General features: G+C 42.8%; 14 protein-coding genes. 6 read left to right on the forward strand and 8 right to left on the reverse strand.

The features are described from left to right. Positions 1-5 precede the first annotated feature (5 nt). Positions 6-2,204, forward strand: a complete 2,199-nt coding sequence (locus LKX84_RS16885) for a DUF5916 domain-containing protein (RefSeq protein WP_228238723.1) — start codon at positions 6-8, stop codon at positions 2,202-2,204. Positions 2,205-2,332: 128 nt separating this feature from the next. Here LKX84_RS16885 and LKX84_RS16890 read toward each other — a convergent pair whose 3' ends face one another. Continuing rightward, positions 2,333-2,500, reverse strand: coding sequence for a lmo0937 family membrane protein (locus tag LKX84_RS16890; RefSeq protein WP_163636495.1), 168 nt, complete (start codon positions 2,498-2,500; stop codon positions 2,333-2,335). Between the two features lie 139 nt (positions 2,501-2,639). Between LKX84_RS16890 and LKX84_RS16895 the strand changes: the two genes are divergently transcribed. The 5 genes from LKX84_RS16895 to LKX84_RS16915 all read left to right on the forward strand — a co-directional run bounded on the left by LKX84_RS16895 (position 2,640) and on the right by LKX84_RS16915 (position 6,280). Continuing rightward, complete coding sequence (locus LKX84_RS16895; RefSeq protein WP_228238725.1) at positions 2,640-3,329, forward strand: DUF4375 domain-containing protein; 690 nt, start codon at positions 2,640-2,642, stop codon at positions 3,327-3,329. A gap of 33 nt (positions 3,330-3,362) precedes the next feature. Beyond that, positions 3,363-3,767 carry a helix-turn-helix domain-containing protein gene (locus LKX84_RS16900; RefSeq protein WP_228238726.1) on the forward strand — a complete coding sequence of 135 codons (405 nt, stop codon included), beginning with the start codon at positions 3,363-3,365 and terminating at the stop codon, positions 3,765-3,767. Between the two features lie 32 nt (positions 3,768-3,799). Beyond that, positions 3,800-4,195 (forward strand): VOC family protein, encoded by a 396-nt coding sequence (locus tag LKX84_RS16905; protein ID WP_228238728.1) that lies wholly within the window; start codon positions 3,800-3,802, stop codon positions 4,193-4,195. Between the two features lie 82 nt (positions 4,196-4,277). Further along, a complete protein-coding gene (locus LKX84_RS16910) occupies positions 4,278-5,540 on the forward strand; it encodes a DUF819 domain-containing protein (RefSeq protein ID WP_228238730.1) in 1,263 nt (420 codons plus the stop codon). A 41-nt stretch (positions 5,541-5,581) separates the two neighbouring features. After that, positions 5,582-6,280: a DUF4369 domain-containing protein gene (locus LKX84_RS16915; RefSeq protein WP_228238731.1), complete on the forward strand. Its 699-nt coding sequence runs from the start codon at positions 5,582-5,584 to the stop codon at positions 6,278-6,280. Here the strand turns inward: LKX84_RS16915 and LKX84_RS16920 are convergent. The 7 genes from LKX84_RS16920 to LKX84_RS16950 form a co-directional block, all read right to left on the reverse strand. Then, positions 6,277-6,549 (reverse strand): hypothetical protein, encoded by a 273-nt coding sequence (locus LKX84_RS16920; RefSeq protein WP_119645592.1) that lies wholly within the window; start codon positions 6,547-6,549, stop codon positions 6,277-6,279. The genes LKX84_RS16915 and LKX84_RS16920 overlap by 4 nt on opposite strands. 26 nt (positions 6,550-6,575) lie before the next feature. Further along, entirely contained in the window at positions 6,576-7,544 is a 969-nt protein-coding gene (locus LKX84_RS16925; RefSeq protein WP_228238732.1) for a type I phosphomannose isomerase catalytic subunit, read from the reverse strand. After that, a complete protein-coding gene (locus LKX84_RS16930) occupies positions 7,544-7,951 on the reverse strand; it encodes a 6-pyruvoyl trahydropterin synthase family protein (RefSeq protein ID WP_228238733.1) in 408 nt (135 codons plus the stop codon). The genes LKX84_RS16925 and LKX84_RS16930 overlap by 1 nt, the downstream gene beginning before the upstream one ends. Then, positions 7,948-8,481 (reverse strand): isopentenyl-diphosphate Delta-isomerase, encoded by a 534-nt coding sequence (gene idi, locus LKX84_RS16935; protein ID WP_228238734.1) that lies wholly within the window; start codon positions 8,479-8,481, stop codon positions 7,948-7,950. The genes LKX84_RS16930 and idi overlap by 4 nt, the downstream gene beginning before the upstream one ends. Positions 8,482-8,536: 55 nt before the next feature. After that, entirely contained in the window at positions 8,537-9,472 is a 936-nt protein-coding gene (locus LKX84_RS16940; RefSeq protein ID WP_410548887.1) for a type IX secretion system membrane protein PorP/SprF, read from the reverse strand. Positions 9,473-9,495: 23 nt separating this feature from the next. Then, entirely contained in the window at positions 9,496-11,451 is a 1,956-nt protein-coding gene (locus tag LKX84_RS16945) for a gliding motility-associated C-terminal domain-containing protein (protein WP_228238737.1), read from the reverse strand. Between the two features lie 88 nt (positions 11,452-11,539). Next, the coding region (locus LKX84_RS16950; RefSeq protein ID WP_228238738.1) for a beta strand repeat-containing protein at positions 11,540-13,310 on the reverse strand (1,771 nt) is incomplete at its 5' end.

A 13,310-nucleotide genomic window follows, 5' to 3' on the forward strand; every position in this document is an offset into this window, starting at 1 on the left:
AACAAATGCCAAAGCTACTAATCATAATAGCTATTTTCCTTTTCCCATTTGCCCTAGTATCACAAACACCCGACAACAGCTTTACCGTTAGGCATATTGACGAATTCATCGAAGTTGACGGAATTTTGGATGAACCTGTATGGAACCTCGCAGAGAGTGCCGAAGATTTCCATCAGTACTTTCCTTCTGATACTACTTTGGCGGTACAACAAACCGATATAAAGATGTTGTACAACAATACTACATTGTACATAGGCATTAAGTTAATGACCCAAGGAAACGATTATGTTGTACCTTCCCTACAACGGGATTATCGCGCAGGAGGAAACGATAATATCAGCCTGCTTTTTGACACTTTCAACGATGGTACCAATGCTTTTCTGTTCGGGATGAATCCCTATGGTGTACGGAGGGAGGCATTGATTTCTAACGGAGGTGCAGGGCCAAGTAATTTTACCACTTCATGGGACGTAAAATGGAAGGGAGAGACCAAATTGTACGATGGCTACTATATCTGTGAGATTGCCATTCCCTTGACCTCCTTTAAGTTTAAACAAGGGGAGACCAAGTGGCGGTTCAACAGTTACCGGTTCGATATGCAGACCAACGAGACCAGTACCTGGACAAAAATTCCGCAGAACCAGTTGATCTATAGTCTGGCCTTTATGGGGGATATGGTCTTTGAAAAACCACTGGGTAAATCCAGGACCCCCATGGCGCTCATTCCTTATGTAAACGGTATTGTGGGCAAGGATTATGAATATGATGAACAGTTGAACAAACTCGACTTTGGAGGCGATGCAAAAGTATCCATAGGCAACGGGATGAACCTAGATATTACCATAAACCCCGATTTCTCGAACGTTGAGGTGGACAATTTGGTCACCAACCTTACCCGATTTGAGGTTTCACTGCCCGAAAAGAGACAATTTTTTATTGACAACAGTGATCTTTTTGGCTCCTTCGGAAGTGAGGAGGATTCCAATCCTTTTTTTTCAAGAAGGATAGGCATTGCCCAAAATCTGGAGGATGAAACCATTGAGAATGGAATATTGGGTGGTATAAGGTTAAGTGGAAAACTTACGGAAGATTGGCGTTTGGGCCTTTTGAACATCCAGACAGAAAAAGATGAGGCGAACCACATCCCCAGTAACAACAACACCGTTTTTGCGCTACAGAAAAAAATGTTCTCCCGATCCAACCTTAGTTTCATTTTTGTAAATCGCCAAACTTTTGATGACTACGATTTTCTAGAAGAAGTGGACCGATATAATAGGGTATTGGGCATTGATTATAACTTGGCTTCTGCCAACAATACTTGGACAGGTAAATTTTACTATCACAAATCCTTTGCACATGAAATGGGCAACAGGGATGCATCAGGTGGGGTTAATCTCCAATACAACAGTCGATACCTGAACTTTGGGCTTCGGGGAAATTTTGTGGGCAATGATTTTAGATCGGATTTGGGCTATATTCCAAGGGAGGATATCGTGGTGGCAAAGCCCTATGTTGAAATCAACTTTTGGCCTAGAAAGGGGAATCTGAACACCCATGGCTTCTTATTTAGACCTTCCATGATTTGGCGCCCCACATTGGATTATAAGAATACCGATTACTTTTTTTACACCGGGTGGCAAGCCAAGTTCAAGAGCCAAGAGGAGCTTGCCGTTCGACTCTTTAACAGATATACCTATTTGACCGATGGGTTTGATCCTACTGGTAGTGAAGACGGGGTGGAACTACCCGCTGATATTGGATACCGCTATACCAGCTACGAGATCGAATTCCAGAGTGACCGTCGCAAGGTACTCTCCTACTCTTTGGAACCAGGCTATGGGGATTTTTTCAATGGAACTCGATTTGTTATGGAAGGTGATCTGAGTTTACGCCTTCAACCGACCGTTTTTATTTCTTTGGGATTGAACTACAACAGTATTAAACTACCAGAACCCTATGAAAGTGAAGACCTTTGGTTGGTGAGCCCTAAAATAAATATCACTTTCAACAAATCGGTGTTTTGGTCAACCCTCATCCAATACAGCAACCAAATGGACAATCTAGGTTTCAACTCTAGACTACAATGGCGCTTTGCCCCGCTTTCAGATCTTTTTCTGGTGTACAACGACAATTATTTTGTCAATTCCTTTATGCCACGGAACCGGTCCATCAATTTAAAGTTTACGTATTGGTTGAACATTTAATGTTATTTGCATCTAAATCAATTCATAAAAAACAGCCACAAGTTTTTGTGGCTGTTTCATTTTCAGAAGCTTATTGCTTCTTAAGTCATTGTTCTAGGTTGATAACTATTATTTCGGTCCGCTCTAAATTACAGCGGTTTACGACCAGAAATGATATTATACAAAATTGCGATAATTGCGATTACCAATAATACATGGATCAAGCTACTGGTGGCCATTCCGGCAACAATTCCAAAAAAGCCCAATACCCAAATAATGATACATATTACGGCAACCAACCAAAGTAAACTTCTCATGATTTCTAGGTTTTAGTGTTTTATAAGGATAAAATTAGGGCAGCATTTTCCGGAACCTTAGCGCAATTCATGCAATTGTTGACTCAAAACCGATTTCAACATCTTTTTCGAACAAAGGTCATTCTAATGGACTGAATGTATGTATCTTGGTGTTACAACCATTGACTGCATGAATTTTACTATCATAATTGCTATTCTGGTGATTTTAGGGTATATCCTTCCGAAGTTGGTGAAATTTGGGAAACCCGCACCTTCAAAACCGAAAGGGGAATGGCACTATAGAGTGAAGTTTGCCAAACTAAACAAAGAACTTTATGAAAAGGCGACTGAAGAGGAAAGGATGGAATTACTCTATTATTTCGTGCAAAAAATTAGACAGAGTGATGACTACGGAATAACTTCTTTACAGGAAATGCCGGAACCCCTCAAAACTTTTTACTTCATTGATTGTTTGGAAAAGGAAGTCAATAATGGCGGGTTTTTGCAATTTTTCACGAATTCAACAGGTCGATATACAGAAGGAACTATTGAAAGTTTAGACAAAATCGGAGCAAGTTTCAACAAAAGTTTGCTTTTAAGTGCAGTAAAGATCCTTGAAAAGCACAATGTTTCCCCTGAAAGCCTAGGAAATCTTTTAGACAATCATGAGTTACATGAAATTTTTCCGATTGGTGAATTATATCAGAATAAGGATCTAGTAAATGATATGCATGAACTTGATAAGCAATTTTACAAATCGGAAGAATACCTTTGGAAATTGAGTTTGACTTATTTTGAAGAGAACAGTCAAGATTTTTGGCCCAAATTGGAAGAAAAATATGGAAATTAAGCCACTGCCCAGTATTATGAAAAATAGTTTGCCATGACATTTTACCAAAGTGAGATCCAAAAGATCAAGAACAGTTGTTATGCCAATACCACACAGATTCAAAAGGTCGTAGCAACCCGCAAGTATATTGAGGAGCATTTTGACAAGCCGTTGAACCTGGATAGCCTTTCCAATGCTGGGTTTACGTCAAAATATCATCTGTTGCGACTTTTCAAGCGTTATTACGGACAAACACCCATGCAATACCTAATTGACAAACGCTTGGAAAAATCTAAAAAACACCTCAAAAATGGCATGTCCATTTCCGAGACCTGCTATCTGGTCGGGTTTGAAAGTCCAAGTTCGTTCAGTACGCTTTTCAAAAAAAAGTTGGGATCCAAACCAAGTACCTTCCAAAAAAAGCAATTTTCACAAAGTCGGTCTATCACTGATTTTTGATTTTTGGCCAACCAATCCTAAAATCAATTGAAATGAAAGTAAAAGTATTGAGTATACCGGTCCTTGATCAAACAAAAGCCCTTGCCTTCTATACCGAAATATTAGGTTTTGTAAAGAAAGTGGATGTGCCCTTAAGTGAGGACAGCAGGTGGCTAACGGTAGTAAGCAAGGAAGAGCAAGATGGACCCGAAATTTTACTGGAACCATCACCCAAACATTTTGAACCTGCAAAGACTTATCAAAAATCCCTTTTTGAAGCGGGAATCCCATACACTCAATTCAACGTTGAAAATGCGCAAGAGGAATACGATCGTCTTGCTGCGCTTGGTGTGACCTTCAGCATAAAACCTACAGAAATGGGTACGGTTAAGATTGCAGTTTTTGATGACACCTGCGGCAACAACATTCAAATTGTGGAGATGTTGTAAGACATCAAGATGGACTTCAAAAGGGCATGGTAACTTTTTCTCCCCCATGATTTTCCTATATTTGGGACCATAGCTTACAAATATGGACCAACTACCTTTTACCGACGATACCGTAATATTCGGACTGCTTTGCCTTTGTTTGGGCTTCGTTTTTTATACTTCATCCATTAAGACCGGATTCTGGGGAAAGTTTTACAATGTGGTGCCCACGGTGCTCATGTGCTACCTATTACCCGCCATTTTGGCCAGTGTGGGCATTGTGGACGAATCTTCCTCCAAGACCTATTCGGTAGCCAGTCAATACTTGCTGCCTGCAGCTTTGATCTTGATGACGCTAAGCGTTGACCTCAAGGCCATTTTGAACCTGGGATCCAAGGCCCTAATCATGTTTTTAACGGGAACTGTGGGTATCATCATCGGCGGTCCTATTGCCATATTGATCGTTTCCATCTTTTCGCCAGAAACCGTTGGCGGTGCAGGCTTTGATGCCGTTTGGCGCGGCTTGGCCACTATTGCCGGAAGTTGGATAGGTGGTGGTGCCAACCAAACAGCTATGCTGGAGGTCTTCAAATTCAACCAAGACAATTATGGAGGCATGGTCCTCATTGATATTGTTGTTGCCAATCTTTGGCTGGCAGTTATCCTTTTTGGAGTGGGCAAAAGCCAAAAAATTGATAAGTGGTTAAAGGCCGATACTTCCTCCATTGAGGAACTTAAACAGAAAGTATCTACCTATACCGCAAAAATTGCCCGGGTTACTACTCTACAAGATTTTATCATGATTCTGTTTTACGCATTCGTTGGGGTGGGCATCTCCCATTTTTTAGGGCATCACTTTGTGGTGTTTCTTCAGGATAATTTTGAAGTGATCCGGGATAAGGATAAAATTCTTTCCTCCCTTGGTTCCGAATTTTTATGGGTAGTGCTTTTTGCCACATTGATAGGCATCGGATTGTCTTTTACCAAAGCCAAAAACTACGAAGGGGCCGGGGCCAGTAAACTGGGTGGCCTGTTCATCTATATTTTAGTGGCCACCATCGGTATGAAGATGGATTTGGGCAAGGTCATGGAAAATCCAGGACTTATTGCCATCGGACTAATTTGGATCAGCATACATGCCCTATTAATGATTTTGGTTGCCAAGTTGATCAAGGCACCTTACTTTTTCCTTGCTGTGGGCAGCCAGGCCAACGTGGGTGGAGCGGCATCTGCCCCGGTTGTAGCGGCAGAATTCCATCCATCCCTTACCTCAGTGGGCATACTTTTGGCCGTTTTTGGGTATGTGGTGGGCACCGCAGGTGCCTATTTATGTGCTTTGTTGATGGAAGTGGCCTCCAAAGTTTAAAAAGTTCAGAAGTTTATTGATATTTGCCGAGCTAAAATTTAATGATGAAACGGATATTGTTCGTAATGCTTTTGGGATTGGTTGTTGTTTCTTGTGAGAAGAACACCGAAAATACCATGACCCTCACTGGAAATATTAAAGGCCTTAAAAAAGGGACCCTATACTTGCAACAGGCCAAGGATTCTACCTTAGTGGTGTTGGATTCCTTGGAAATCAATGGGGATGGCAGCTTTACATTTACCGAAGAGGTGGAAAATCCAGACATCTATTACTTATACCTCAACAAAAAGGACAATAACGACATTAATGACCGTATTACCATTTTTGGTGAACCTGGATTGATTACGGTTAAAACGTCATGGAACACTTTTGATACCAAAGCGGAAATCACCGGTTCCAAGTCACAGGAAAAAATGGAGGAATTCTACGATATGGCTTCCAAATTCAATATCAAAGAGTTAATGCTGGTACAACAGGCCGGTTTGCCCCAGTTTCAAAATGATTCCTTGGCTTTGGATTCACTTCAAAACCAAATTGATCAAAATACCATTAGGAAATACAGGTATGCCCTTAACTTTGGATTGCACAATGGCGATTCTTATGCCACTCCATACTTGATGTTGGCGGAGGCAAGCCAAGCCAATCCAAAATATTTGGATTCCATTTATAAAGGACTTAGTCCAGAAGTGGCGGAATCCAAATATGGGAAAATGTTGAAGGAGCTTTTGGACCAGAACTAGCCTGCCAAACTATTCAATTGGTCTACCAATTCGGTAGCTTTTTCTTCCAATTCGTTGCGGATACTCCTGAAGTGGGCCTTGCGGTCTTCCACATCTTTTTTGTTGACCTTGTCCATCAACTCATCAAAAATGTCGATGGCCTTGTCAATGATCACGGTTCCTTCTTCGGATTCCTTATTACCATCACCTGCTTCCCAAATGTAAACGGCCTCGATAATATCTCCGAGTACAAAATTGATATCTTTCTTTAAATCGCGAATACTTGCCATATCAGTGTTTTTATTAAAGGTACTAATTAAATGGTCACTTCTAAAAGTTTGGCGCCTTTGGTTTCAATTTCAACCTTGCCGCTCATGGCTGGCACCAATATCGTTTCTCCCCTTTTGATTGAGGCTCTACCCCAATCATTGGAAATGGTCGCACTTCCTCCAACGCACATATAGATCGTAAAAGAATCCCTATCGGAAACATCTTGCTTCATGGATTGGGAGAGTTCTATAAAATTGGTCTTGAAATATGGGCAATCCACCATTTCGTTCACCACATCGGTTTGAGCGGAATAGCTTACTTTGAAGTCATCTTTCTTTTTATAATCGATGGCATCTACGGCCAAACTGGTATGCAGCTCCCTTAAATTGCCATTTTTATCCCTTCTGTCAAAATCGTAGACCCTGTAAGTAACATCGGAAGTCTGCTGGATTTCGGCCAATAGTACACCGGCCCCAATGGCATGGATTTTTCCGGTATTGATGAAAAAGGTATCACCCTCTTCCACTTCTTCATAGTTCATCAAATCCAAAAGGGAACCTTCTTGCAGACTATACACATATTCTTCTTTTTCCACATCCTTATTGAATCCTACGATCAATTTGGCCCCGGGATCGGCATCCATAATGTACCACATTTCGGTCTTACCAAAAGAATTGTGTCTTTGTTTGGCCAGCTCATCATTCGGGTGCAATTGAATGGAAAGGTCCTGTTTGGCATCAATGAATTTTATGAGAATAGGAAACTCATCCCCAAAACGATCGGTAACGCTTTTACCCAAAAGTTCCTCACCATGGTTGGCGATAAGGTTATTCAAAGATGTTCCAGCCAACGGTCCGTTGGACACTTCGGAAATATCACCGGGCACCCCAGAGAGCTCCCAACTTTCGCCGGTAATATCACTTTCGATGGTTTTGCCAAGTACATCTTTTAATTTGGTACCGCCCCAAAGACGTTCCTTTAAGATCGGTTTAAATTTTAAGGGATATAATTCCATTATCCTGAATAGGTTACAAAATTTCGTGGGGTTTCATAGAGTACTACCTCCAATTGATTTTCTGGGTTGATGAGTGGTCTCAATTTATTCCAAATAACCACTGCAATATTTTCCGCTGTCGGGTTCAGATTCTTGAACTCGGGTACATCGGTATTCAAATTCTTGTGATCCAAAACTTCTATGACATGCTCTTCGATCATTTCCTTCAAAACCTTAAGATCCATCACAAATCCGGTTTCTTGATCAATTTCCCCAGTAACACTTACGATCAGGTCATAGTTGTGTCCATGAAAACGTGGGTTGTTGCATTTACCGAAAACCTCCTGGTTCTTGGCATCGTCCCAATCGGGTCTATGAAGCCTGTGCGCTGCATTGAAGATAGCCTTTCTACTAACCTTTACTTTCATGTTGTGGGAATGTTTTGCATGAGATGATCATAAAAACGTTCAAAGATAATCTTGAACCATGCGGTGTATTGATCTGGATTTTCTTCAATATCCTTTTTGATATCCTCCGGAAGCATCCATTTCCAATCCGCAACTTCATCTGGATTGATGTTCGGTTCTCCAAGGAAGGTACCCATCATCACATGATCAAATTCGTGTTCCGTAAGTCCGTTGTCAAAAGGTGCTTTGTAGATGAAGGAAAAGAGTTCCTTCAGTTCTGTGGAAAAGCCCATTTCCTCCATCAACCGGCGTTTACCGGCATCAACATTGCTTTCGCCGTCCCTCTGATGACTGCAACAGGTGTTGGTCCACAATAAAGGCGAATGGTATTTGTTCTTTGCTCTTTGCTGAAGCATGGTTTCGCCTTTGTCGTTCATCACAAAAACGGAAAATGCCCTGTGTAAAAGGGCTTTCTCGTGTGCTTTCATCTTGGGCATAAGACCAATGGGTTCATCGGACTCGTTCACCAATATCACATGTTCCTCTACCATGCTGCAAAAATATGACCTTTGAAGGACATAGACGGTAGCAGGTTCTTAAATCTTCCTAAAAGAAACGTGGGGATTTTAGGTTTCCGATATTTCTGATGAAATCGTATCGCAAAATGATTTCAAAAGAGCCATCGTTAAAGGTAGCAGCTCCCAATTCGGTGATTTCCCGATCGTAGGCCATACCTACCATAAACTGGTCGGACAACATAAACCCGATAAGTCCGCTGAAGGCAGCATCCCATCTGTAGGCCAATCCACCAATAAATTTTTCGTTGAACATGAAATTTGCCGATACATCCACTTGCAAAGGTGCACCTTGGACAGCCTTGGTTAACAAGGTGGGCTTGAATTTCAAGAACGGGTTCAAGTCCCAAACATACCCTGTGATCAAATACAAATTGATCTGCTCCTTGGCCGTAGAAACGGATGAAGAATCGAAGTGCGTGGTCTCCAAAATTCGGGGTGCCGACAATCCCACATAAAATTCATCTGTGTGGTAATAGACCCCTGCTCCAATGTTGGGTGAAAATTTATTTTGGATATCTTGTTGCGATTGTAACTGTGGATCTACCTCAAATTCATCCAATTCAGAATACCGGATGTCCAACATATGGGCACTTCCCTTTAAACCGAAGCTCAACCTGCCTTCAAAAGAAGTCTGGATGGTATAGGAAAAGTCCACATCAAAATAAGTTTCCGAAGTAGGTCCGATCTTATCATTTACAATGGAAAGACCCAATCCAACCCCACGGTACCCAACCGGTGCATGAATATTGAATGTTTGGGTTTCCGGTGCGCCATCCAAGCCTAACCATTGATTGCGGTACAAACCGGCAATGCTCAAATGTCCACGAGATCCTGCATAGGCCGGATTCACGCTTACCGTATTGTACATGTACTGGGTATATTGTGCATCTTGTTGCGCCTGAAGACTTCCCAGTCCCAGCACAAGAAACACAAGCAACCATTGGATATTTCGGTTCAAAATCATTTTCTCCACAGTAATCATTTTGCTTATCTGTTAATGTATATGTAGCCCGAAAGCTGTTTCATGTTTCCTCCCATATCCTCGTAATCCAGCACATAGAAGTACGTTCCTACGGGAAGTTTGTTGTCCTGGTCAACAGTGACCCTACCTTGCGAGGTACCGTCGAACACGTTGCCACTGGTGTTGTATGCTCTGGTTTGATAGACCATCACACCCCATCTGTTATATATTCTTACTGTGTTGTTTGGGTAATTTTCTATTCCGTTGATGGCCAATACATCGTGCACACCATCGCCGTTCGGAGTGATCACATTGATCACATCAATTTCATCTAAAGTTGTTTCACCAAGATCTGGATCCAAATAATTTGGCACTCCATCACCGTCGGTATCATCATTGGCGTAATTGCCATCTTGATCAAGGTCTTCATCAATGGTTTCAATACCATCGTCATCATCATCGGAGTCCCTAAAATCTGGAATACCATCAGAATCCGTATCCGGTAATAACAAGCTTGGCTCGTCCATTTCATCGTTCACATCGATATCGATGACCGTTTCGCCTTCATAACCATCGTCCAAACCGTCATTGTCCTTATCCGAACCAATGAAGGTCACTTCTGGAATACCATCGTGGTCATGATCATGTCCTTCAATAGCATCGGGAACATTATCATCATCACTATCCAAATCCACATAATCGGGCAAGCCATCATTATCGGAATCAACAGGAATCAGTCCAATATTGCCATCGAGTTCATAGGCATCATCAAGTCCATTCGCATTGGCATCCACCAAACTTGGAGGAATATAACCCAAGGCCAATTGTGCTTCCACGTTATCCGGAATTCCATCATTGTCACTGTCTATATCCAAATAATCTGGGAATCCGTCACCATCGGTATCAGTTGGGTCGGTTGCTGGATCATTATCGCCATCGGCGTTCAAATCCTCAAAACTATCCACAATTCCATCATTATCACTATCCAAATCCACTCCGGAAGCGTTGACGATTATCGTAATGGTCGCCGTATCACAATTTCCATTGGTATCACAAACGGTATAGTCAAAAGAATCGGTACCGTTGAAACCAGGATTTGGAACATAGGTAATATTGTCATCCGAAGGATTGTTCGGTGTGCCATTTTCATTCAGAATGATTGTGCCATTGGCAGGATTGGTCGCAGTAATGGTCCCTGATGTTGGGATGTCATTATCATTGACACGCCATGAAATGACCACATCCGTATCGATATCCGTAGAGACCGAATCATCATTGGTATCCACAATCGGCAACACATCAACGGTTACCGTAGCGGTGCTACAATCGCCAAAACTGTTGCAAATGGTATAGTCAAAGCTATCGCTTCCGTTAAAATCAGGATTTGGGATATAGGTCACTGCATCATCCGATGGATCATTAGCCGTACCGTTATCATCGATGGAAACTGCTCCATTGGATGGCTCTGTAATGGACAACGTTCCTGTTGTGGGCAGATCCGAATCATTATCAAAAATAGGAACCACAATACTTTCGTCTTCGTTAACAGCAATCAGGTCATCCACCAAATTTGCAGCCTGACTCATACAAACCACCGTAAACCTGGGTAATGCCGAACTGTTCCCTACTTTGGTTATGGTCGCCACATATCTTGTCACCGTTTGGGTACTCGTAACCGTGGGTCTGGCCTGATCTCCACTGACCGCTGGGCTCCAACTTACGGTTGCCCCTGAAGGAATGCTGGCAGAAATATCCAGAGTTACCTGATTGTTGGGAGCATTACAGTCTGTTAGAATGAAGTAACCTGTTGCATTGGAACCACAAAGGGTACCATCATAAGTGGCAAAGTAAATTCCCGGCTGGGTAGCTTCATAAAAAGAGTTGGTCCCTAAAACGGTAGCCAAATCCGAAGCTTCATACCATCTGTAATTGTTCTCATCGCCAGTGTTGGGCGCCTGGAGCAAAAACTGGGCAGTTGCCATGTTTGCTCCAGCAAAAAGAAGGAACAAACCAATGAGTAAAGACCTGTATGGGGTTGTTGAATTCAAATCGATGCGTCTTTAATCATTATTATTTTACAACGAATACCACATTGATCAAGGCATTGTAATCTGCCGGTTGTCCGATAATATCATAAGTCAGTACACCACTGGCGTTAATGCTCATGTTGGCAAAAACCGATGGGTCTGCATAGGTTACGTAATAGTATAGATCGGTTGCCGCATACGTTGGAAGTGCTGTTGGAGCACCTGTACTAGCCACTGCCGGAGTACCGTACTGCGCCACATATTGGGAATAAAGGTTAACAGTAAATCCGGTTCCATTGGATGATGCATCAATTGCAATCGAAGGTGGATAAAAAATACGTGCAGCTTTGGAAGTGATTGGCGCAATAGCCTGAATCACATCTTCCACAGTGGTTTCAGTAGCGCCATCGCCATCTACATCTACTGCAGAATCAGAATTTACTTCTGAGGCAGTTTGGTCATCTGTGTTATCCAAGTACCCGCTCAAATCCACGTTGCCGCCATCCTCAAGGGCCAGGGTGTTACCGCTCAAGCTCAAGGCCTGGTCGTCAGTTCCACTATTGTTGAAGGTTGAAAGGTCTACACTTCCGCCATCTTCCAAAGTCAAAGTATTTCCACTCAAGCTCAAGGCCTGATCATCTGTTCCGCTATTATTGAAAGTAGATAGGTCCACACTGTTGCCATCGGCGATGGAAAGGGTGTTTCCTGACAAGCTCAAGGTCTGGTCATCGGTATCGGTATCGATGGAACTGATGTCGATGGTGTTGCCACCTGTGATGCTCAAATCGCTACCGCTCAAGGATAAAGTCTGTGCATCGGTGTTATCCAAATATCCGCTCAAGTCAACGTTGCCGCCATCTTCCAAGGTTAAAGTATTGCCACTTAAGCTCAAGGCCTGGTCGTCTGTTCCGCTATTGTTGAAAGCCGAAAGGTCTACACTACCACCATCTTCCAAAGTCAGGGTGTTGCCGCTCAAACTCAATGCTTGGTCATCCGTATTATCCAAATATCCACTCAAGTCCACGTTGCCACCGTCCTCAAGGGTCAAGGTATTACCACTCAAGCTCAAGGCCTGGTCGTCAGTATTATCCAAATATCCGCTCAAGTCCACGTTGCCACCATCTTCCAATGTCAAGGTGTTGCCGCTCAAGCTAAGTGTCTGGTCATCCGTTCCGCTGTTGTTGAAAACGGATAGGTCCACACTGTTACCATCGGCGATGGATAGGGTGTTCCCTGAAAGGCTCAAAGTCTGGTCATCGGTATCGGTGTCGATGGAACTGATGTCGATGGTGTTTCCACCAGTGATGCTCAAATCCGTTCCACTCAAGGAAAGTGTTTGGGAATCTGTGTTCACACCTGAAATATCAATCGTGTTTCCTTCGGAAATTGTCAGATCCGAACCGGATATGCTCAAGGTCTGGTCATCGGTATCAGTATCAATAGAGCTGATGTCGATGGTGTTACCTCCAGCAATGCTCAAATCGCTACCGCTCAAGGAAAGGGTCTGTGCATCCGTATTATCCAAGTATCCGCTCAAGTCCACGTTGCCACCATCCTCAAGGGTCAAGGTGTTGCCGCTCAAGCTAAGTGCCTGGTCATCCGTTCCGCTGTTGTTGAATACGGATAGGTCCACACTGTTACCATCGGCGATGGAAAGGGTGTTTCCTGAAAGGGTCAATGTCTGGTCATCCGTGTCCGTGTCAATGCTACTAATGTCTATGGTATTGCCTCCTGTGATGCTCAGATCGTTTCCGCTCAAGGATAAAGTCTGTGCATCGGTGTTGTCCAAGTATCCGCTCAAGTCCACATTACCA

This window comes from Allomuricauda sp. M10, assembly GCF_020782875.1.
Taxonomy (GTDB): Bacteria; Bacteroidota; Bacteroidia; order Flavobacteriales; family Flavobacteriaceae; genus Flagellimonas.